Origin of the sequence: Acinetobacter tandoii DSM 14970 = CIP 107469 (genome assembly GCF_000400735.1) — a bacterium.
GTDB classification, from domain to species: Bacteria; Pseudomonadota; Gammaproteobacteria; order Pseudomonadales; family Moraxellaceae; genus Acinetobacter; species Acinetobacter tandoii.
This window is the reverse complement of record NZ_KE007375.1, coordinates 25,397-45,274: the sequence shown is the minus strand read 5'-3', so window position 1 is coordinate 45,274 and position 19,878 is coordinate 25,397. Positions and strand designations below refer to the sequence as shown.

At 39.0% G+C, this 19,878-nt stretch carries 23 protein-coding genes and 1 pseudogene; 18 read left to right on the top strand and 6 right to left on the bottom strand.

Going from position 1 to position 19,878, the window contains the following annotated elements; translation table 11 throughout:
* Positions 1-32 precede the first annotated feature (32 nt).
* From I593_RS18155 to I593_RS18110, 10 genes are all read left to right on the top strand, one after another.
* Positions 33-698: an RluA family pseudouridine synthase gene (locus I593_RS18155; protein WP_016165332.1), complete on the top strand. Its 666-nt coding sequence runs from the start codon at positions 33-35 to the stop codon at positions 696-698.
* Positions 699-781: 83 nt separating this feature from the next.
* Positions 782-1,150 carry a ribonuclease E inhibitor RraB gene (locus I593_RS18150; RefSeq protein WP_016165331.1) on the top strand — a complete coding sequence of 123 codons (369 nt, stop codon included), beginning with the start codon at positions 782-784 and terminating at the stop codon, positions 1,148-1,150.
* 110 nt (positions 1,151-1,260) lie between these two features.
* A complete protein-coding gene (locus I593_RS18145; protein WP_016165330.1) occupies positions 1,261-1,707 on the top strand; it encodes an SRPBCC family protein in 447 nt (148 codons plus the stop codon).
* A gap of 14 nt (positions 1,708-1,721) precedes the next feature.
* Positions 1,722-2,066 carry a DUF2004 domain-containing protein gene (locus I593_RS18140; RefSeq protein ID WP_016165329.1) on the top strand — a complete coding sequence of 115 codons (345 nt, stop codon included), beginning with the start codon at positions 1,722-1,724 and terminating at the stop codon, positions 2,064-2,066.
* Positions 2,067-2,101: 35 nt separating this feature from the next.
* Positions 2,102-2,464, top strand: a complete 363-nt coding sequence (locus tag I593_RS18135; RefSeq protein ID WP_016165328.1) for a DUF488 domain-containing protein — start codon at positions 2,102-2,104, stop codon at positions 2,462-2,464.
* Positions 2,465-2,525: 61 nt separating this feature from the next.
* The gene (locus I593_RS18130) at positions 2,526-3,143 is read left to right on the top strand and encodes a class I SAM-dependent methyltransferase (protein WP_016165327.1); all 618 of its coding nucleotides are present in this window, start codon (positions 2,526-2,528) and stop codon (positions 3,141-3,143) included.
* An 84-nt stretch (positions 3,144-3,227) separates the two neighbouring features.
* On the top strand, positions 3,228-3,572 hold the full coding sequence (locus I593_RS18125; RefSeq protein WP_016165326.1) for a zinc ribbon domain-containing protein YjdM: 345 nt from the start codon (positions 3,228-3,230) through the stop codon (positions 3,570-3,572).
* 115 nt (positions 3,573-3,687) lie between these two features.
* Positions 3,688-4,065 carry a 5-carboxymethyl-2-hydroxymuconate Delta-isomerase gene (locus I593_RS18120; protein WP_016165325.1) on the top strand — a complete coding sequence of 126 codons (378 nt, stop codon included), beginning with the start codon at positions 3,688-3,690 and terminating at the stop codon, positions 4,063-4,065.
* Positions 4,066-4,285: 220 nt separating this feature from the next.
* The gene (locus tag I593_RS18115; protein WP_016165324.1) at positions 4,286-4,621 is read left to right on the top strand and encodes a YegP family protein; all 336 of its coding nucleotides are present in this window, start codon (positions 4,286-4,288) and stop codon (positions 4,619-4,621) included.
* A 331-nt stretch (positions 4,622-4,952) separates the two neighbouring features.
* Positions 4,953-5,399 (top strand): YybH family protein, encoded by a 447-nt coding sequence (locus I593_RS18110; RefSeq protein ID WP_016165323.1) that lies wholly within the window; start codon positions 4,953-4,955, stop codon positions 5,397-5,399.
* 60 nt (positions 5,400-5,459) lie between these two features.
* Here the strand turns inward: I593_RS18110 and I593_RS18105 are convergent, their stop codons facing one another.
* Positions 5,460-6,395 (bottom strand): tRNA dihydrouridine synthase, encoded by a 936-nt coding sequence (locus tag I593_RS18105; RefSeq protein ID WP_026441070.1) that lies wholly within the window; start codon positions 6,393-6,395, stop codon positions 5,460-5,462.
* Between the two features lie 235 nt (positions 6,396-6,630).
* Between I593_RS18105 and I593_RS20935 the strand changes: the two genes are divergently transcribed.
* Together I593_RS20935 and I593_RS18095 are read left to right on the top strand one after the other, a co-directional pair.
* Positions 6,631-7,152, top strand: coding sequence for an SRPBCC domain-containing protein (locus I593_RS20935; RefSeq protein WP_016165321.1), 522 nt, complete (start codon positions 6,631-6,633; stop codon positions 7,150-7,152).
* A gap of 22 nt (positions 7,153-7,174) precedes the next feature.
* Positions 7,175-7,597: a MerR family transcriptional regulator gene (locus tag I593_RS18095; RefSeq protein ID WP_016165320.1), complete on the top strand. Its 423-nt coding sequence runs from the start codon at positions 7,175-7,177 to the stop codon at positions 7,595-7,597.
* 659 nt (positions 7,598-8,256) lie between these two features.
* Here the strand turns inward: I593_RS18095 and I593_RS18090 are convergent.
* A complete protein-coding gene (locus tag I593_RS18090) occupies positions 8,257-8,727 on the bottom strand; it encodes a winged helix-turn-helix transcriptional regulator (RefSeq protein WP_016165319.1) in 471 nt (156 codons plus the stop codon).
* Positions 8,728-8,789: 62 nt separating this feature from the next.
* On the opposite strand from I593_RS18090, the gene I593_RS18085 reads away from it, so the two are divergent.
* Complete coding sequence (locus I593_RS18085) at positions 8,790-9,020, top strand: tautomerase family protein (protein WP_016165318.1); 231 nt, start codon at positions 8,790-8,792, stop codon at positions 9,018-9,020.
* A gap of 491 nt (positions 9,021-9,511) precedes the next feature.
* Here the strand turns inward: I593_RS18085 and I593_RS18080 are convergent.
* Together I593_RS18080 and I593_RS18075 are read right to left on the bottom strand one after the other, a co-directional pair.
* Positions 9,512-9,952 (bottom strand): annotated as a pseudogene (locus I593_RS18080) (GNAT family N-acetyltransferase).
* A 204-nt stretch (positions 9,953-10,156) separates the two neighbouring features.
* Positions 10,157-10,966: a cytochrome C assembly family protein gene (locus I593_RS18075; protein WP_016165316.1), complete on the bottom strand. Its 810-nt coding sequence runs from the start codon at positions 10,964-10,966 to the stop codon at positions 10,157-10,159.
* A 138-nt stretch (positions 10,967-11,104) separates the two neighbouring features.
* Here I593_RS18075 and ffh point away from each other — a divergent pair, with 138 nt between their 5' ends.
* Positions 11,105-12,514: a signal recognition particle protein gene (gene ffh, locus I593_RS18070; RefSeq protein ID WP_016165315.1), complete on the top strand. Its 1,410-nt coding sequence runs from the start codon at positions 11,105-11,107 to the stop codon at positions 12,512-12,514.
* A gap of 143 nt (positions 12,515-12,657) precedes the next feature.
* Positions 12,658-13,236, top strand: coding sequence for an RBBP9/YdeN family alpha/beta hydrolase (locus tag I593_RS18065; protein WP_016165314.1), 579 nt, complete (start codon positions 12,658-12,660; stop codon positions 13,234-13,236).
* On the opposite strand, the gene I593_RS18060 is transcribed toward I593_RS18065, so the two are convergent.
* Complete coding sequence (locus I593_RS18060) at positions 13,212-13,958, bottom strand: pantothenate kinase (protein ID WP_016165313.1); 747 nt, start codon at positions 13,956-13,958, stop codon at positions 13,212-13,214. The genes I593_RS18065 and I593_RS18060 overlap by 25 nt on opposite strands.
* A 9-nt stretch (positions 13,959-13,967) precedes the next feature.
* Positions 13,968-14,726 carry a biotin--[acetyl-CoA-carboxylase] ligase gene (locus I593_RS18055; protein WP_016165312.1) on the bottom strand — a complete coding sequence of 253 codons (759 nt, stop codon included), beginning with the start codon at positions 14,724-14,726 and terminating at the stop codon, positions 13,968-13,970.
* A gap of 28 nt (positions 14,727-14,754) precedes the next feature.
* On the opposite strand from I593_RS18055, the gene I593_RS18050 reads away from it, so the two are divergent.
* The 3 genes from I593_RS18050 to smc all read left to right on the top strand — a co-directional run bounded on the left by I593_RS18050 (position 14,755) and on the right by smc (position 19,877).
* On the top strand, positions 14,755-15,564 hold the full coding sequence (locus tag I593_RS18050; protein ID WP_016165311.1) for a sulfite exporter TauE/SafE family protein: 810 nt from the start codon (positions 14,755-14,757) through the stop codon (positions 15,562-15,564).
* 155 nt (positions 15,565-15,719) lie between these two features.
* Positions 15,720-16,415 carry a GntR family transcriptional regulator gene (locus I593_RS18045; RefSeq protein WP_016165310.1) on the top strand — a complete coding sequence of 232 codons (696 nt, stop codon included), beginning with the start codon at positions 15,720-15,722 and terminating at the stop codon, positions 16,413-16,415.
* A 9-nt stretch (positions 16,416-16,424) separates the two neighbouring features.
* The gene (smc, locus tag I593_RS18040) at positions 16,425-19,877 is read left to right on the top strand and encodes a chromosome segregation protein SMC (protein WP_016165309.1); all 3,453 of its coding nucleotides are present in this window, start codon (positions 16,425-16,427) and stop codon (positions 19,875-19,877) included.
* The last annotated feature ends 1 nt before the right edge of the window (position 19,878 follow it).

Here is a 19,878-nt window from a genome sequence, read left to right as displayed (position 1 = left end):
TTTGCCCGCTTTATTCGTACACCAGTCCAATCATGCCTTTAAATGACCACTTTGTTTATACACCACCACAAGAGCCTTTGCATATTGTGTATGAAGATGCAGACTTGGTGATTATTAATAAACCTGCGGGTTTGCTATCGGTGCCTGGACGTTTACCTGAACATCATGATAGTGCTTATTATCGCGTTTTAGCACAATTTCCTGGTGCGAAAATTACCCATCGTTTGGATATGGCGACCTCGGGAATTTTGATGTTTGCCAAGCATCGTGATGCCGAAGTCGCGGTCAGCAAAATGTTCCAAGCACGAACGGTGACCAAACATTATCAAGCATTGGTACAGGGTCATATTCAGCAATCGGGAAGTGTAGACGTTCCTTTAATTACGGATTGGGAAAATCGTCCACGTCAGATTGTGCATTTTGAATTGGGTAAGGTGGCCAAAACCTTATTTGAGCTGATGCATTATGATTCAACACAGGATATTAGCCGTGTATTGTTGACCCCGATTACAGGGCGCTCACATCAATTACGTGTGCATATGCAATATATTGGACATCCAATTACAGGGGATAAACTCTATCATCCTGAACCTTTTCAAAGTCCTTTAAAGCGCATGGCATTACATGCTAGTCACTTGAAGTTTGTACAGCCATTCAGTGGTGAGCCTGTTGATATTCAGAGTTTACCTGCATTTTAAAAATATCTCTTTCGGGGCTTAAACTGTCATAAAATCATGCTAAATTACGTTTAATTAATAAACAAAAAAGCAGGGATATAACCATGAGCCGTAACTATGAATTATTTCCAGATGATGATAACGGTAATGTGCTGTGGCAGATGTATGAAGATGGCAATGATCTAACAGATCTACATGAGATTGAATTCTCTATAGTTTTTACCACCCAAGATCAGGCAGAAAAATGCGCTTTGCATTTATTGCATGAAGAACAAAAGATTTCGCTGTTTCAAGAAGAAGTCAAAAATGATGGCAGTGATTTATGGGTGTTGAATGTTCATGTGAATATGATTCCTGAATATCAGGATGTTCAAGATTTAGAAGAGTGGTTTGTTAAAATTGCCGAAATGTTCCAAGGTGAATACGACGGTTGGGGCTGTCTTAGCTATCTCTATGATTATGATGACGAGTAGCGAGAGGCCAAAGTAGGTGGTAGCTGTATAATTTATACTCAAGTTATACATAAGCTGCCTCTGCCTGCCGTACACTATTTAAAACTAAAGAATAAAAATATAGGTGTCTCATGTCGAATACTGTTCAATTACATCGTGTGTTTAATGCACCACCAGAGCGTGTGTATCGGGCATTTACCACAGCAGATGCCTTAGTCAAATGGATGGCACCCCACGGTTTTACGGCACATGTAGATTTGCTTGAGGTTAAACCTGAGGGCAGATATCGCATGTATTTCACTAACTTTTTTACAGGTACACGCATTGGTTTTGGTGGAACATATCATGAAGTAGTTCCGAATGAGCTGTTACGCTATGTTGATCAATTCGAAGATCCAAACATGCCTGATTTAATTGAAGTCAAAGTTCAATTTAAAGCAGTCTCTGTCGGTACTGAAATTCAAATCACCCAATCAGGCATACCTGATGTAATTCCTGTAGAAGCATGTTATTTGGGCTGGCAAGAGTCTTTACAATTGCTGGCACTCCTGATTACACCTGAAATACCTGATGGATAAATGGTAAGGATGTTATGCAAACATTTAATAATTTTAAGGAAAGAGAACAGAAAGCTCGGAATGCGATTTGGCAAAGCTATCTGCAAGATGTTGGGTTAGATAATCAAGTACGCTTGTATGTGGAGCATCATCTGCAAGAAATCTCTCCGCAGTATTGGCAGCATCATACTGGACTCACGCGCCCTGAAGCAAAGCAGGTGATTGAGTTATTATCGACACAGCGCTTTTTAGACTTTCATTCGGTTGAAGAAAATGATGATTCGATTGACTTTAGTCTGCCAGAGAATGTGACTGACTATGTGCTATGTGTGTCATTTGATGAAGATGGAAATGTCGAAGATATTAGTATGGAAAGTTAAATGAGTTGTTTGTTTTCTCATCGTTAAGGAAATTAATGCAGATTCAAATAAAGCGTGCCTATAGCCCTGTAACTATAGATGATGGATTAAGAATTTTAGTGGATCGTCTATGGCCAAGAGGTATTAAAAAACAAGATGCCAAGATTGATTTATGGCCAAAAGAGATTACGCCGTCCACTGTTTTAAGGCAGTCTTATCATCAAGATTTAATTGGTTGGGAAGAGTTTCGAGCAAAATATTTGCTTGAATTGAGGCAACATCCTGAAACACTCGCAGAATTACGACGTTTAGTCCAACACCATAATATTAGCTTGATTACTGCGGCAAAGAATGCAACCCAAAATCATGCTCTGGTCTTGAAGCACTATTTAGAATTCCCTGAAGATGAAAACACTTAAAATAAAATATATTTTAATATAATATAATTTATCTATGTGAATTGTTGTTGGGAAATAAGACATGTCAACAGAAACTCATTGGAACCGGGTTTATACAGATAAAGCCGTGACGCAAGTCAGTTGGTTTCAGTTACATGCAAGTCAATCGATACAACTGATTCAATCTTTGAAATTGGAACCTGATGCAGCAATAATTGATATTGGCGCTGGCGCATCGATACTTGCGGATGAATTACTCGATTTAGGCTATCGTCATTTAACGGTACTAGATATATCGAATATGGCATTGCGGCAGAGCCAACAGCGTTTAGGTGATCGTGCTCATTTGATTCACTGGAAGGTCGCCGACCTTTTAAGTGTGGAATTTGAACCAGAAACCTATCAAGTTTGGCATGATCGTGCGGTATTTCATTTTTTGACCCAACCTCAAGAGCAAAAGCGTTATATACAGCAAGTGAAAACAGCCGTACAGCCCTTAGGGTACGTGATTATGGCTACTTTTGCTGAAGATGGTCCTGTACAATGCAGTGGATTAGAGGTTCAACGTTATAGCATTGCACAATTACAGCAACAATTTGCTGAGCCCGATTTCCGTTTAGTTACGAGTGTACAAAATATGCATATCACACCAAATGGACAAGTTCAGAAATTTAATTACGTTATGTTTCAAAAGCAATAATTTGCAGAAATACCCATATGAAATTTAGGGTTATTCGCAATTTTACAGTACACTAAGTTTTATTTTTTATTTTTTGAGTTTTTTATGTCTTTACCAAACTGCCCAAAATGCCAATCAGAATATACCTATCAAGATGGCGACTTATTGATTTGCCCAGAATGCTCGCACGAATGGAAAGAAGGTGAGTTGAACCAAGCAGAAGAGGTTGCTCAAATTAAGGACGCTAACGGTAACTTATTGGTTAATGGCGATACTGTAACTGTAATTAAAGATTTAAAAATTAAAGGCTCATCTTCGGTGGTTAAAGTTGGAACCAAGGTCAAGAACATTCGTTTATTACCTGAAGCCAGCGATGGACATGATATTGATTGCAAAGTTGATGGGATTGGAGCAATCAAACTGAAATCGGAATATGTGAAAAAAGTTTAATTGAAGTGTTTTATCTCACTATGCATAGATTGAGGATGATCTCATCCTTTTTCTTGCATCAGTGAGGTATGAAAACATGGTATAACCCAGTTTTCACAGTTTGGGTTGCACACAGATGCCGCATATTCATTTGGAATATTCAGACAATTTAAAAGACTTTCATTCCCAGCCGATTTTATTAGGTCTAAACCAAGCACTGTTTGCGACAGGCCATGTACAAGTTGCTACAGACATTAAAAGCCGAGCAATTTGTCAAAGTGATTATTTGATTGGTTTAGGTGAGTCGAATCAGGCCTATGTACATGTCAAAGTTTCTTTGCTTTCAGGGCGAGATATAGCTACAAAAACAGAAATTTCCAATCAATTACTTTTAGCATTACAGCAGTCGCTACCTAAGCAAACGCATTTGACGGTACAACTATGTGTGGAAGTTCTTGAAATGGAAAGCGCTTTTTACGGTAAAACGGTGGTTGTACCTACATCAGCGACGTGATGCCATCTTGTATTTTTATATGGTTACTTAAGCAAAAATTGATGACTATAACCTAAAAATTGCATGGTTTTAGGGCGGCAGGAATCACAATGGTTCCTGTTGAGTGAATGTTTGATTAAAAATGCTCTTTTTTGTTGTCTAAAAGTCATTTATATTTCTTAGAACTTAAATAGTTTTAAGCAACAATAAGTAAAGTGAAAACAACAAGAGGAATAAAAATATGTCTGGATGGTTTGAGCTGAGTCAAGCAAAAGATGGGCAATATCGCTTTGTGCTTAAAGCGGGTAATGGGGAAGTAATTTTAACGAGTGAGCTTTACAAAGCAAAAGCCTCGGCGCATGTGGGAATAGAATCTGTTCATAAAAATAGTGCGGATGACAGCCGTTATGAGCGTTTAACCGCCAGTAATGGTAAGCCGTATTTTAATTTAAAAGCTGCCAATCATCAGGTGATTGGTACCAGTCAATTTTACTCTTCAGAACAATCACGCGATAAGGGAATTGAGTCAGTCAAAAATAATGGCTCATCTATCACCATTAAAGATTTAACGGTGTAATGCCAAATTTATTTTGATTAAGCATGCCCATTGGCATGCTTTTTTATTGGATTTAATTTGCTAAAAGCGATGAGGAAATAAGGGGTTGGAAGTCCTTTAAAATTACCGCTTTATTCTCTGAATTATTTTCGCTATAGTTTTTATAGTGTGATGAAAATCACATGTTTAAAGTTTATGAAGGCTGTAGGGAGTGCACCTTCTAAGACTGTGTATAAAAGACAAAATGGCTTTGAATGTCTTTAATTTGTCTGCAGATACGTTTAAGTCGCGATGCAGTCAAAATCAGAGCTTATGTTGATGATAAGTGAATACACTGTAAAGGAATGACACGATGAGCATAGAAATTTCGGGTGATGAGCAAAGTGCCCATGCCATCTTATTAATGCTGAAACAATGGGATGAAGCTGTAGCAAGCATGGATATACAAGCTTTAGCTGATCTTTGTGTCGAAGATGTAAGTTTAATTGATGTAAGTACCCATTTAACGGGTATAGATGCGTATAAACAATTGTGGAGGCGTTATCTTCCAGTGAAAGCTGGAAACATTCGTGTATATCGTGAAGGCATTAAACTTATTGCCCAGCCAGAACTCGCCGTATTACACTGTTTTTCAAAGGTCGATCAAATTGATGCAATTCCCAATTTAGAAGTGTTTTGGTGTCGCACCACCATATGTTTTCAGAAAGTAGAGCAAGTCTGGAAAGTGGCGCATCAGCATATTTCTATGCCAATACAACTTGAAACAGGACTGCCTATTTTACTTAGCGAAGTGAGTTAATCATTTTAGCTTGAAACAGCCATGAGATACGAAAAGTATCTCATGGTCTTTATTTGAAACTTAAAGCAAAGTTGCTTCTAATTTTTCTACAATTTCATGCAATTGTTTAATACGTTTTACTTCATCCCAAAGTAATTTTGCTTCAGGATAATGCTTAGACATCATGCCTAGCCATTGTTTATAACGTCCAAGCATACCAATTTCAGTTTTGGCTGGACCGTTAATAAAGCGAATTTGCAAAGCCAATAAATCATTCCAACTTAATAAAGCGGTATCTGAGTTTTGGCGAATGCATTGAGTTAAATCGGGAGTCGTTACAGCACCACGACCTATCATTAGGTCTTCACAACCTGATTCTAAGCGACATTGTTTAGCATCAGCATTGGTCCAGATTTCACCATTGGCAATCACATTAATTTTCAATGCTTCACGAATCGGTTGTAACTGATCCCAAAACGCGGGTGGGGTATAGCCATCTGCTTTGGTACGGGCATGTACCGTTACCCAAGCTGCGCCCGCATCTTCAATTGCATGGGCATTTTCCAGCATAAAGTTGCGGTCCATATAGCCCAAGCGCATTTTAGCTGATACAGGAATATGCGGAGGCACTGCATTACGCACAGCTTTGACTAACTCGTGTACTACTTCAGGTTCATCTAACAATACCGAACCGCCACGATGACGATTAACAGTTTTGGCAGGGCAACCAAAGTTCATATCGATAGCGGGAGCACCAAGTGCAACAGCACGAATGGCATTGGCTGCTAACATTTCAGGATCATTACCTAAAAACTGCACGTGTACGGGGGTGCCCGAAGCTGTTTTCCCATCGTTCAGTAACTCAGGGCAAAACTGATGAAAAATATGATCAGGCAACACAGAGTTGGTGACACGAATAAACTCGGTTACACACCAGTCGAAGCTGCCGACGGATGTTAAGACATCACGCATAATCGGGTCAGTTAAGCCTTCCATGGGTGCAAGGATGAGTTTCACGGTTTGAGTCACCAGTTAAATTTGAAGAACGGTGTTATACGTTTTTTTGTGCAAATTGTCTAGGCGAGGGGCTTTGAAATGTTGTCGCTAGTGATGGCGGATGATGAAGGTTTTGTCACAGTGATTTTATGTTAAGAGCCAAAGCTTATAAGCATGAGCTTAAAGTTTTCCTTGATGTTGGACTAGACTCCAATCTTAGAATTATTGTCTGCTTGAGTAATAAAGACATTATTTTATGGAAACAGTTTTCACTATCATTGCATTATTTTTGTTTTTTCTATTTATCTTTAGACATAAAAGAATTGAAACAAAGATCGTTATAAATCAACCAATAGACCAGGTTTGGCAACTCTTCACATGTACTTCATCTTACTCAGAGTGGAATACTTTATTTGGTCTCGATCAATTTCCCACATATATCGGTCAACAAATTATTGTCGATTTATATGATGAAAACAAAAATGTGAAATTTCAAATGCAGCCAGAGGTAAAAAAAATTGATCAATATCATCTAGAATGGGAGGGTAAACTCTATATCAATGGATTGTTTAATGGTCGGCATCAGTTTGTTTTTACTAAAATTGATGCAAATACAACTCAATTCATTCAGACAGAAGATTTTAATGGGTTACTTGTGCCAATTTTAAATTATTTTATTATTCAACCTACGCAATTAAATTTTAAGAGAATGAATGAGTCTTTCAAACAATATCTTGAAGATCATCCATTTAACAAAAACACTTTTAAAATATCCTAGATAAAGGAATCGTGGTGGTTGAGTGAATATTCGTCAATTTTCTCTAAAGTATGGTCTTTCATTAGACACTTTACGTTTTTATGAAAGGCGTAAAATATTAATTCCTGACCGACTATCAAATGGATATAGGAGTTATGGTGATCTACATGAGCAAAAAGTTAAGTTAATTATTTGTTTAAAAACCATTGGCTTTAGTTTGGAAGAGATTAAACAGTTAATCGAACTTGAGACTAAACCTCCTTCTGAAACCTGTAATGATATTTCTAATCAACTGATTGACAACAAAATAGAGATTATTGATCAACAAATCGCGTTGTTGGAATATGGAAAAAATACGCTTCATGATGTGAAAAAATATATTGAAGATAATTCTTTCGTTAAAAATAGGGACATAATTTCAGATATGATTGAAAACTTATATAACATTACAAAAAGCACGTATTAATAAAAAAGCCCGACATCCTGTCGGGCTTTTTGGTATTGGTTCGCTTGGTATAACTCCTGTCGTACCTTGCAGTCCTTGTGCGATCTTTCTTATTTTTGTTCTTTGGAACTTCCTGTTCTCTATGTCCCCATGATAAGAAATCCACCTGAAGTCGTACAGCCGCAAAGAGCGGGAATTGTTGTAAGCATATACGTACAAGTCAGGATAAAATTTGTCTTCTTTTTATCCTCTGAAATTGGAGATATTTTTTGTGTTGAACCTGCTGGAAAAGCTTTAATTGGGTTGAGAAGTAATTAGATTTATTGGACAGAAGTATAAAAATTGCACATAAAAAAACCGACCTATTTCTAAGTCGGTTGAACGAGATCGTTCCAGAGGGTATGTATAAGAATAAGATACTGATCTTAAGGTAATCTTAAAAATCTATTTTGTATAAGCACGATTATGTTAAAGAGGAATAAGAAATCAGTGCTTTGCAAAAGAGTAAAAAAAGAATTTTCTGATAGGATATTAATAGTTTTATTACCCTTTTAAGGTAGAAGTATTTCTGTATAACTCTTTTTCATTACAGAACGTTCTTGAGCTTTATGCAGTGGCGCCCAAAATTTAGAGCTAAGCAGAAAGTAATTGATGAAAGAAGTCTGATTAGCTTTTCTAAACTAATCTTTAGAATTACAAACAGTTCTTAATTCCACATCATTAATACTAACCACTTGATTATTTTCATTAACAAGTTTCAATCTAAGCGCTGCATCTTGATCTTTTTGGAAAATTTTAACGACAGGCTCTTCTTCTGATAAAAAATGACCACCAGATTCTAACATCGCCAGTAATACCACATTCAAACTTCTTCCCTTTGATGTGAGTAAGTATTCTTGACGTTCTCTTGTTCCCATTTCTTTGTATAAAGACAACTTTAATATATTTAATTCAACAAGATGCTTTAATCGATTGGATAGGATTTGCTTGGATATACCTGTATTTTTCATGAAATCATTGAATTTAGTCACCCCATAAAAGGCTTCTCTTAATAAGAGAATGGTCCATCTGTCATTTAGAATTTCAGCAATTTTAACAATTCCACAGGCTTCGGAAGAAAACTTGTGACTCAAAGATATTTGATTTGACATTCAGGAGAACTCCGCTTAATCTGAGTCTTAAATATAGACCTAGACTTAATTGAGATAATAATATGCCATTCATTCATGTACAAACAATAGAAGGTTTACTTGATAAAGACAGTAAAGCTGAGCTTTTTAAGCGTTTAACAGATTTATTTGTGGAAATTGAAGGTAAGGGAAGAGCTGCTTTTAGAGAGCATATTTGGATTCGCATTGATGAACATCCACCTGAACAATGGCAACTAGGTCATTTAAAACCTACAAAAGAAATGATTCAGGTTCTTAATGAAATGGATAAATAAAAATTAAGTACTTACCCAAAACTTAGAATAGTCCCAACTGACAAATTGTGATGATTTTAATCATCACAATTTTTAGTAATTAAGATGAACTTGTTTCGATTACTTTTATTGGGTGAAAGTGACAAATTCGATGAATAAAACGCCGACTTGTTTCAAAATCGGTTTTGTGCATTTTTAACTATGATGAAATTTTAAAATAATTGATATTTATGTAAGTGTATTTTGAATAATCGCCATTATGTTAAATGGAAAGAAGTTTTTTATTCTATAATTTCTAGTTAATTCATTAACTAGAAGCGGATTGAGATAGTGTACAAACAGATTCATCAATGAAATTAGATAAATACCATTCATCAAGTTCAAAGCCCGAGTTTATTTTTTTAATAAAATTAGTTAAAGACTCTATAAACATTATTATTTTTAATTCCTTCTAAAATTAACATAATATGGGGGGGGCAAAATACGGACGTTTAAGGGCATTTTTTTATTTTTTAAACTAGATTTTTTCGATATTGAATAAAGCCAGTATTTATCGCTACTTGATCATATAAAATTCTTGCTTGATAGTTTGTTTCTTGAGTTAACCAATAGACTCGAGAACAATTTTTCTTATGAGCTTCAGCATATATAGCTTCTATCAAACTTTTACCACAGCCTTTAGCACGATTATCTGTTTGTACAAATAGGTCTTGAAGGTAGCAAGAATTGCCTTCTGTCCATGTACTACGATGAAAAATATAGTGCACTAGACCAATTAGTTTCTTATCCACTTCAAGTACAAAACACCCCATTTCTTCACTTTCATCAATTAGACGATCAAAAGTTAATTTAGAAAGTTCTGATGTTAAATTCACTTTATAGAAGTCCTGATATCCCTTTCAAAGGCTTAACCAGTTTTCATAATCTTGTTTTAGAAGTTTTCTTACTTGCATGACCCTCTCTCTTTAATTTTCCTAAAATCAACATAATACACCTTATACGAAAGATATTGCATAAATTATTTATAATCAATATGTTATTGATTGAATGAAAGCCCAATTTAGACAAACTGGGCTTTTCTACTGAATTTTGATGTTCTTCGTTCGCTTAATAAAGAATGTTTTACATTTTTATTCAGCTAAACTGAAAAAATGCCTTTATCTTCCTAAAATCATTTCAAGTACAAACTTAGAACCAATAAAACCAACAGCTAAAAGGAAAAAGCCAATCAGGGTAAAGCGAATGGCTTTTTGCCCACGCCAACCAAATTTGTAGTGACCAATCAACAGAGAACCATAGACAAACCATGAAATAATACTGAACGCAGTTTTATGAGCTAAATGCTGAGCAAAGAAATCCTCAATGGTGAAGAAGCCAAACACTAATGCTGTGGTCAGTAAAATAAAGCCTGTTTGAATTAAATCAAACAATAACGATTCCATCGCTTGAAAAGAGGGAAGCAAATTAACCCAAATACGCTTCTTTTGTTTGTTTTTTAGCTCACGGTTTTGAAACCATAAAATTACCGCTTGAATGGTTGCCATCAGCAAAACGGCATAAGCTGATAAAGACAGAATAATATGAATATCTAGGCTAACCGAATGCTGTTCAATAAATTGATTAGGCTTACTAAAGGCGAAACCTAAAATCAGCCCTGTCGCAGCGACAGGAATACCAATTAAATTTAATGCCAGAATGGGGCGATAAGTACTAAAAATTAAACTCAGCAGGAGCATTAAACCTGATGTAAAGGACATGAGCACAAAAACATCATAATTGACCCCAAGCGGCGTAATCATATCGTGGTAAAGCACTCCTGCATGCAGCAGTAGACCCAAGCCCAAAATTACGCCAATAAACCAATGGTTTGGTTCACGTTTCGACATTAAATGCAGGAATAAATACCAAAAAGAGGTGGTATAGGCAATTAAAGCCAAAATGGTATAAACCAAGGGGAGACTAATCATGTCAAACCTTTTTCAGGATGATGAATATTCATTTATATAAATTCGACTCGAACTACAGTATCCTATAGCATCTTATGCATAAATTTTCTATTTTAAGAAAGATTTTTTTGCTACTGGCTATTTTAAGCGGATTTTGCAATGTTTGATACCTTAACAGAACGACTCACGCAGAGTTTAAGAAATGTTACTGGCTCAGGGCAGCTAACCGAAGATAATATTAAAGATACGTTACGTGAAGTACGTATGGCACTTCTTGAAGCCGATGTTGCGTTACCTGTAACTCGTGAATTCATCGCGAAAGTTAAGGAAGAAGCATTAGGCCAGGAAGTGATGACACAGTTATCCCCTGGGCAAGCCTTCGTTAAAATTGTTTATAACGAATTAACCAAAATGATGGGCGAGGCCAATGAAAGCCTCGACCTCGCGGCAAAACCTCCAGTGGTTGTGCTTCTTGCAGGTTTGCAAGGTGCGGGTAAAACCACCACTGCGGCAAAATTAGCGCGTTTCTTACAAGAACGCCAAAAGAAAAAAGTGGCAATGGTCTCTGCCGATGTTTACCGTCCTGCGGCAATTAAGCAGTTACAAACGGTTGCTGGTGAAGTTGGTGCGATTTTCTTTGAATCGAATGCCAATGAAAAGCCAATTGATATTGCCAATCGTGCTATCGAACAAGCCAAGATCCAGTTTGCGGATGTTTTGATTGTCGATACTGCGGGTCGTTTACATGTCGATGATGACATGATGGATGAAATCAAAGAGCTACACGCTGCGATTAAGCCAACTGAAACCTTATTCGTGGTTGATGCCATGACTGGTCAGGATGCGGCAAATACAGCGAAAGCGTTTAACGATGCGTTACCATTAACGGGTGTGATCCTGACCAAGACCGATGGTGATGCACGCGGTGGTGCAGCACTTTCTGTTCGTGCGATTACGGGTAAGCCAATCAAATTCTTGGGTATGGGCGAAAAGCTTGATGCCTTAGAGCCATTCCATCCAGAACGTGTTGCACAACGTATTTTGGGTATGGGTGACGTCCTTTCTTTAGTCGAAGAAGTTGAACGCAAAATCGACAAAGAAAAAGCCGAAAAAATGGCAAAAAAATTGCAAAAAGGTGGCAGCTTCAACTTTGAAGACATGCTGATGCAATTTGAGCAAATGAACAAAATGGGCGGCATGATGGGCTTCTTGGACAAGTTGCCTGGCATGAGCAATTCAGGGATTCAAGATGCAATTGCACAAGCAAACCCTGAAAAGCAAGTGAAGAAAATGGAAGCGATTATTCAATCGATGACCATTAAAGAACGCCGTAACCCAGACCTGATGAACCCAAGCCGTAAAAAGCGTATTGCAGCAGGTTGTGGTATGGATGTGGTTGAAGTAAATAAACTCATCAAACAACATGCACAAATGGCGAAAATGATGAAGAAGTTTGCTAACCCATCGGGCATGGCAAAAATGATGCGTTCATTGGGTGGCTTGCAAAAGCAATTCGGTGGCGGTGGTGGTATGGGACCACTCTTTGGTAACAATGATCAAAAGAAATAATTGAAGAATCTTCAATAAAAATAGGTGCGTGATGCACCTATTTTTTTATGTCTTGGATTTTTAAGGAACTACAAAACATCAATATAAAACCATAAAAGTTGTGATTAGTATTTGAGCGAAAATGAATAAAAAGAAATGTAGTTATGTCGATTCATCCCAAAACTGTTTTTATTGTGCACGGTGAAAATTCTTCGCCCGAAGATCATTGGTTTTCTTGGTTGGCACAACAGGTCAAAGCTATGCACGGTATAGCGAAATTGGTTTTTTTACCTGATGCAGATATCCCTGAGTTCGATCTTTGGCAACAAGCATTGGATATGCAGATATCAAACTTGAATGAGCACAGTATTGTGATAGCACATAGTTTGGGTTGCTTAGCTGTCGCCCATTATTTGAGTCAGCATTTAAACCATCAAAAAATGGAGGCGCTTATTTGTGTGGCAGGGTTTAAATCTGTGACGCCACATAAGCCTGAGCTTAATTCATTTATCCAACAAGTAACCTTGCAGAGTCGTGTGTTACACCGTCAAATTGCACATCGAATCGTATTGTTTTCTAATAATGATCCTGTGGTTCCACCTCCGCTTGCGCTGCAATTTGGACATTTCATGAATGCGCAATTGCTGGAAGTGAAACAGGCAGGACACTTTACCCAGCAGGATGGTTTTAGTGAATTTGCATTCTTGCAGCAGATTCTTCAGCCTTTGATGCTTTCAGTTTGATGATGAATATAATGTTGTAAACCCTTTAAAAGTAAATCCGCTTCAATGATCGGGTGATAGTGCTGTAAATGTTGGGCAAACAACTCGGCATCACCACCAGTCAATACAAGCTGTCGCGGTGAATGTTGCATGACGCGCTCAATGGTACTGAGCAAGCCCAATAAAATGCCATGATGCACCGCATCAATCGTATTTCGCCCTGGACTGAGTTCGTCAAAGGCCGCATCTGGAATTTTTATGCCTTTGGTGTTTTGAATCAGGGAATCACGTTGCAAATACAAATTCGGCAGAATATAGCCGCCTAGGTGTTGTAATCCATCCGCTAAATCAATGGTTAGGGCAGTACCACAACTAATCACACAATAATTTTGATTCGCGTCATTGGCAACCGCTAAGACTTGTAACCAACGGTCAATCCCTAACTGTGTAGGATCATCGTAGCCACATTTTAAGCCTGCATATTCGGTATGCACTTTGGCAAAGATTACAGGTACTCTTAAACGTTTCAGAATGCTCTGAATACGCTGATTATTATCTGGGTCTAGAACGGAGGAAACCCCGACGTGTTGAATGTTCAAGCCTTGAAAATGTTGAATTAGCCCGAGCAGTAAATCGGCAGGGGATTGTAGATGTAACTCAGCAGCATGTTCCACAACTTGGTCATGTTGCGTAATCCAATATTTGAGTCGGGTATTACCAATATCAAGCCATAAACTTTTCATTACATCATCCTATTCGGTTACTGTACTGAGTCGTAAACGACCTTGGTAAAAGCTTTGAATACCTGCTTCGGTTTCAAGTAGTACCGCACCATCATCTTGAATACCGATAAAAGTTCCAGCGCAGTTCCCTGTACTATGTTCAAACTCGACGGCTTGTTGCTGAAAAGCGGCATAACGATTAAAGCGAGCAGCCAAATTATAGCTCTGGTGATCAAACCATTCTCCAGCACGGTGAATCGCCAGATAAAGTTCAGCAATCAAATCAATGCGTGAAGTGCCTTGTAGTCCTAGCTCTGTGAGTGAAGTAACTTGTTGATCAATACTCACATCCGTAACAGGTGCAAGGTTGAGTCCAACACCGACAATGACTTGGTTTGGGGTAATCGGCTCAATCAGGATACCGCCCCATTTGCCTTGTACGCTGTACAAATCATTTGGCCATTTAATTTGTAAATTCAATTGCTCTAGGCTAGGCATATGTAGAATATTCAAGGCAACTTCTAAGGCCAAACGCCCATCTATTGCTGTTCGAGTATTTAGCAATGTGCTTAAATACACGTTTCCTTCGGGTGACACCCATTGGCGTTGTCGTTGACCTCGGCCTTGAGTTTGTTGGGCGCTACACACCAATGCACTTTGTATACCTTTTTGTGCAATTTCACGCACATCATCATTGGTTGATGCGGTGGTCGGTTTGAGCATCAGGACTTCAGGAAGTTGTTGAGCCGCTTGAAGTCGTTGTTGTAGTTGGCGAGTTTCTACATCCATTTGAATCTGAGTATAGTGAAAAATATTTATGGAGTTAATCATATATTTACTGATTGGTGCAATCGCAGGATTTACCGCAGGATTATTTGGTGTTGGTGGCGGTTTAATTATTGTGCCGATCCTTTATATTGTATTTACCCAACTTCATTATGATCCATCGGTCATTATGCATATGGCATTGGGAACTTCCTTGGCGACTATTATTGTGACCTCATTTAGCTCGGTGTCCGCACATCATAAGAAAGGTGCAGTGTTGTGGTCGGTGTTCCGTCACTTGGCACCTGGCTTAATTTTAGGGTCATTTTTAGGTGCAGGGATTGCAGATTTACTGCCAAGTCAGGGCTTGCAACTGATCATTGGCTTTTTTGCACTTTGGGTGGCTTATCGCATGTTCAAAGGGGCAAAAGCTCAAGTGGATACCTCGAAGCAGCTTCCTTCGACAGCAAAGCAGATGCTGGCAGGTAGTGGTATTGGAATTGCCTCAGCGATTTTTGGGATTGGAGGTGGCAGCCTAACGGTACCTTATTTAAACCGTCATGGAGTGGTCATGCAAAAGGCGGTTGCCACATCGGCAGCTTGTGGTTTACCGATTGCTGTGGCTGGTGCTTTAGGCTTTATGTGGTTTGGTGCCAAAGCACAGGTCGATGTACCGAATACCATTGGTTATATTCATGTTTATGCATTTTTAGGCATCAGTTTAATGAGTTTTGTCACAGCTAAACTTGGTGCGAAAGTTGCTCATCAATTGTCACCTGCAATGTTAAAGCGATGCTTCGCAGGCTTGCTCACCACCGTAGGTCTTTATTTTATTTACCAAGGATTTTCAAAATTATTCTAAAGATTTATGATGACTTTTGCTGTTTAAATTGGCTTTTTAGACATAATATTGTCTGACAATGACATGGCGTGGAAGGGTTGAAATCAGTTAAAACTGTTCCATGAGTCATGTGATGTATTGTGGATTGCATCTTATAAAAACAAGATAGGAAAAGTATGCAACAAGAAGAAATAGAGAGCCTCTCAGAGCAAATTGCCAAGCATATTAGTGAGCAGATCATTAGTGGCGAACTGGTCGAAGGTGAGCGAATACAGGAATTAAGAATTGCCAAAGAGCTGGATGTCAGTCGGGGTTCTGTGCGTGAAGCTTTGCTACTGTTAGAGCGTACGCATTTGATTCAGATTTTTCCGCGACGGGGGGCGATTGTTTCTGAAATGTCGGCACAACAGGTGCGGGCATTATTTGACAGTTGTGCCATGCTGTCTGGGCAAATTGTGCAACGCATTGCGGAAACTTGGCGTCAGCATGAAGCAGAGCAATTTCAAAAGCTGATGGAGCAAATTCAAGAAGAATGCCGTCATGGGCATACTGAAAAGTTTTATGATTTAATTTTTCAGTATTTGGCACGACAGCAAGAGATGGTAGCAAATCCTTACTTGATGAATTTCTATCAGGAGTTGTTGCCTTCGGTACGTCGCAGCTATTTCTTAACCTTAAATACTTCGCGTAGAGAGTTACAAGAGTCGTTTGAGTTGTTTAAACTGGTGAGTGATGCAATTTTAATCCGAAAATCACAACAAGCCACTTTATTTATGGACGATTTTTGTCGACACTTGCGTAACTTGGTGTTGGAATCTCTAACACGGATGAAACAAATCGAATTAGCATGGGCGCGTCGTTCACGACGTTAACAGGACATTATGCGTTTAAGCAGTTTAAAACTTTCAGGCTTCAAATCTTTTGCCGACAGCACGACATTACAATTCAAAGCCAACCGTAGTGCGGTGGTGGGACCGAATGGCTGCGGTAAATCCAATGTGATTGACGCCATCCGTTGGGTCATGGGCGAATCCAATGCACGCCAACTGCGTGGTGGTAGTATGCAGGATGTCATTTTTACAGGGACAGCCAAGCGCAAGCCTGTAGGGATGGCCAGTGTCGAACTTCGCTTTGAAAATACTTATGGTAAATTAGGCGGTGCTTATAACGCTTATAATGAATTAGCGGTTCGCCGTCAGGTCAATCGAGATGGCAAGTCTGAATACTTCTTAAATGGCACCAAATGCCGCCGTCGGGATATTACCGATATTTTCTTGGGGACAGGCCTAGGTCCACGGTCTTATGCCATTATTGAACAGGGCATGATTAACCGTTTGGTCGATGCCAAGCCCGAAGAAATGCGCATATTTATTGAAGAAGCGGCAGGGGTATCTCGCTATCAAGCGCGTCGACGTGAAACGCTATTACATTTAGACCATACCAGCCAAAATTTATCTCGTTTGGAAGATATTGCCCAAGAGCTTAAATCACAATTAAAAACCTTGAAGCGCCAGTCTGAAACGGCAATTCAATATAAAGAATTAGAAAAAACCATTCGTAGCATTAAAGTCGAAGTATTGTCTTTCCAATGCGAACAAAGCAGCCGTTTACAGCAAGAATATACGGTACAAATGAATGAATTGGGTGATCAATTTAAATTGGTTCGCTCGGATTTAACTACGTTGGAGCATGATTTAAGTTCGACCAGTGAGTTATTTCAGCGTTTGATTCAACAATCGACGCCATTGCAAAACGAGTGGCAACAAGCTGAGAAAAAGCTGGCTGAACTAAAAGTCACTTTAGAGCAAAAACAATCGCTCTTTCAGCAAAATACCTCAACTTTGGCGCAACTCGAACAGCAAAAGGCACAAACCAAAGAGCGTTTGCAACTGATTGAACTACAGCTTGAAACTTTATTACAACAACAGGAAGTTCAAACTGAACAGTTGCAGCAACAAGACATTTTGAGTCAACAGCAAAGCCAACGTTATCAAGATTTAAAAGCGCAACAGCAGCAAGTGCAGCAGCAGTTTGAACAAATCAAAGCTCAGGTGGAAAAGCAGCAACAGCAGAAAATGCAAATGTTGGCGCAGTCTGAGCAATTGAGTAAAAATATCGTCCGTATTGAGCAGCAACAGCAAACCTTACAACTCCAAGCCACTCAGATCCAAACTCAAGCACAATCAGAAGATATTCAACAACTGGAACAAGACAAACAATTGCTTCAGATACAGATTGAACAATCCGAGCACATGATTCAGCAGCAGCGTCAGCAGCTAGAACAGGTGCAGGAACAATCTGCGCAGCAAAAAACGCAAGTGCTGCAATTGAAATCTGAAATACAGGTGTTGCAGTCTGAACAGAAAAATTTGACCCAACTTTTGGTCAAGCAAAGTCCTGAGTCTCATAATGCTAATGTGCAATTGATGCAAACCTTGAAGCTGACGGAACAAGGTAAACCGCATGCGCAGTTGATCGAGAAATTTTTGGCCAAGTGGCTTTCGGCGGAAGTGTTGGATGCAGAGGCTGAATTTCAAGACAGTATTGCGCGTCAACTCAAAATGAGCGTCAGCGCTGGTAAAATGGCCTTGGCTCAGTTGCCATGTTTGGCAGACTGGATTGCCTCTGCTCAGCATTCATTGTGGAATCAGGTTGCTATTGCAACGAAACTAAATGAAGCTTTGTCTTATCAATCTCAGCTTCAGCACGGTCAGTCGATTTTAACTTTGGATGGTTATCATGTTGCGGCAGATTGGGTGATTGGTTTGCTTTATGATGAAAGCAGTCAAGCAGGTCAGGGGGCATTGAGCCATCGGATTCGTTTAGAAAGTATTGAAATTGAACTGAGTCATTTACAAACACAATATGAACTGGCAGATCAGCAATTACCTAACTTGCAGCAACAGATTGAGCAACATCAGGCGCAGCTTAAACAACAGCAAGTATTACTCAAACAGCAGCAACAAACACTACAACAATTCGATGTGAGCATTGCCAAGTTACAAAGCAGTGCGCAGGCTTTTGCCATTCAGCAACAACAATTGCGTGACCAGTTGCAACAGTTGGATGAACAACTTGAAGAAGATGCAATGCAAAAGGATGATCTTGAAATTGATTTGCATGCATTGACCTTAAAACTGGAACAGGTTTTACCTCACTATAAAACCACGCAATTCCAACTCGATGAATTGACTGAACAATTAGAGTTGGCACAGCAACAAAGTTTACAGTCGCAGCAAGAGTTGGAAGTATTGCGCCGTCAAAACACCCAAACCCAACAACAAATTGAACTGTTGAAAAAAGATAGCTCTTTCCTGAAAACGCAAAATCTGCAAATTGGTCAGCAGATGGAACAGGCGAAGAAGTTTGTTGATCCAGTTCAATTAGAGCTTCCGAGTTTGGAATCGCAATTTGCCGAGCAATTTCAACAAACAGAAAAATTACAAAAAACGTGGAATGCGTGGCAACTTGAACTGAACAGCGTGCAACAGAAGCAGCAGCAAGTCACCGAACAACGCCATCAACAGCAGCAACAAGATGAGCGTTTACGCACGCAACTGGAAGAAAAGCGGTTGTCATGGCAAGCAGCCAAATCTGACTTTCAGCATTATTCTGAGCAGTTAAAAGCGATGGGGAGTGACTTAATTACAGGTCTTGAAATTGATTTACCTGCGCATCAAGCAAAACTAGAAAAAGCTCAGCAGCAATTTGCCAAATTAGGGGCAGTCAATCTGGCTGCTTCGGAAGAATATGAAGAAGTTTCCAAGCGTTTTGATGAACTCAGCCATCAAATTGAAGACCTAGAAAAGACTGTGGCACAACTGCAAGCTGCAATGAAAAGTATTGACCAAGAAACACGTAAATTGTTTATGACTACGTTTGATCAGGTCAATGCTGAATTGCAAGAATTATTCCCGAAAGTCTTTGAAGGTGGTGAAGCAAGCTTAAGTTTGGAAGATGACTGGCAATCTGGGGTCAAACTCATGGCACGCCCACCAGGCAAAAGAAACAGTTCACTAGCATTGCTGTCGGGTGGTGAAAAAGCGCTTACCGCGTTGGCATTGGTTTTTGCTATCTTCCGTTTAAATCCAGCACCATTTTGTGTACTGGATGAAGTTGATGCGCCTTTGGATGATGCCAATGTTGGTCGTTTCTGTAATTTGGTAAAAGAGCTTTCTGAACAAGTGCAATTCATTTACATTACACATAATAAGCTAGCAATGACGATGGCAACAGACTTATTGGGGGTAACGATGCCAGAGCCCGGGACATCAAAACTTGTTAGCGTAAATTTGGAACAGGCAAAAGAATACGGTTTAGTCGCGGAGTCATAAT

Excerpts from the sequence above, each read along its gene's own strand:
- I593_RS18155 (WP_016165332.1), top strand. The coding sequence starts at position 33 with ATGCCTTTAAATGACCACTTTGTTTATACACCACCACAAGAGCCTTTG.
- I593_RS18150 (WP_016165331.1), top strand. The coding sequence starts at position 782 with ATGAGCCGTAACTATGAATTATTTCCAGATGATGATAACGGTAATGTG.
- I593_RS18145 (WP_016165330.1), top strand. The coding sequence starts at position 1,261 with ATGTCGAATACTGTTCAATTACATCGTGTGTTTAATGCACCACCAGAG.
- I593_RS18140 (WP_016165329.1), top strand. The coding sequence starts at position 1,722 with ATGCAAACATTTAATAATTTTAAGGAAAGAGAACAGAAAGCTCGGAAT.
- I593_RS18135 (WP_016165328.1), top strand. The coding sequence starts at position 2,102 with ATGCAGATTCAAATAAAGCGTGCCTATAGCCCTGTAACTATAGATGAT.
- I593_RS18130 (WP_016165327.1), top strand. The coding sequence starts at position 2,526 with ATGTCAACAGAAACTCATTGGAACCGGGTTTATACAGATAAAGCCGTG.
- I593_RS18125 (WP_016165326.1), top strand. The coding sequence starts at position 3,228 with ATGTCTTTACCAAACTGCCCAAAATGCCAATCAGAATATACCTATCAA.
- I593_RS18120 (WP_016165325.1), top strand. The coding sequence starts at position 3,688 with ATGCCGCATATTCATTTGGAATATTCAGACAATTTAAAAGACTTTCAT.
- I593_RS18115 (WP_016165324.1), top strand. The coding sequence starts at position 4,286 with ATGTCTGGATGGTTTGAGCTGAGTCAAGCAAAAGATGGGCAATATCGC.
- I593_RS18110 (WP_016165323.1), top strand. The coding sequence starts at position 4,953 with ATGAGCATAGAAATTTCGGGTGATGAGCAAAGTGCCCATGCCATCTTA.
- I593_RS20935 (WP_016165321.1), top strand. The coding sequence starts at position 6,631 with ATGGAAACAGTTTTCACTATCATTGCATTATTTTTGTTTTTTCTATTT.
- I593_RS18090 (WP_016165319.1), bottom strand. The coding sequence starts at position 8,727 with ATGTCAAATCAAATATCTTTGAGTCACAAGTTTTCTTCCGAAGCCTGT.
- I593_RS18085 (WP_016165318.1), top strand. The coding sequence starts at position 8,790 with ATGCCATTCATTCATGTACAAACAATAGAAGGTTTACTTGATAAAGAC.
- I593_RS18075 (WP_016165316.1), bottom strand. The coding sequence starts at position 10,966 with ATGATTAGTCTCCCCTTGGTTTATACCATTTTGGCTTTAATTGCCTAT.
- ffh (WP_016165315.1), top strand. The coding sequence starts at position 11,105 with ATGTTTGATACCTTAACAGAACGACTCACGCAGAGTTTAAGAAATGTT.
- I593_RS18065 (WP_016165314.1), top strand. The coding sequence starts at position 12,658 with ATGTCGATTCATCCCAAAACTGTTTTTATTGTGCACGGTGAAAATTCT.
- I593_RS18060 (WP_016165313.1), bottom strand. The coding sequence starts at position 13,958 with ATGAAAAGTTTATGGCTTGATATTGGTAATACCCGACTCAAATATTGG.
- I593_RS18055 (WP_016165312.1), bottom strand. The coding sequence starts at position 14,726 with ATGGATGTAGAAACTCGCCAACTACAACAACGACTTCAAGCGGCTCAA.
- I593_RS18050 (WP_016165311.1), top strand. The coding sequence starts at position 14,755 with ATGGAGTTAATCATATATTTACTGATTGGTGCAATCGCAGGATTTACC.
- I593_RS18045 (WP_016165310.1), top strand. The coding sequence starts at position 15,720 with ATGCAACAAGAAGAAATAGAGAGCCTCTCAGAGCAAATTGCCAAGCAT.
- smc (WP_016165309.1), top strand. The coding sequence starts at position 16,425 with ATGCGTTTAAGCAGTTTAAAACTTTCAGGCTTCAAATCTTTTGCCGAC.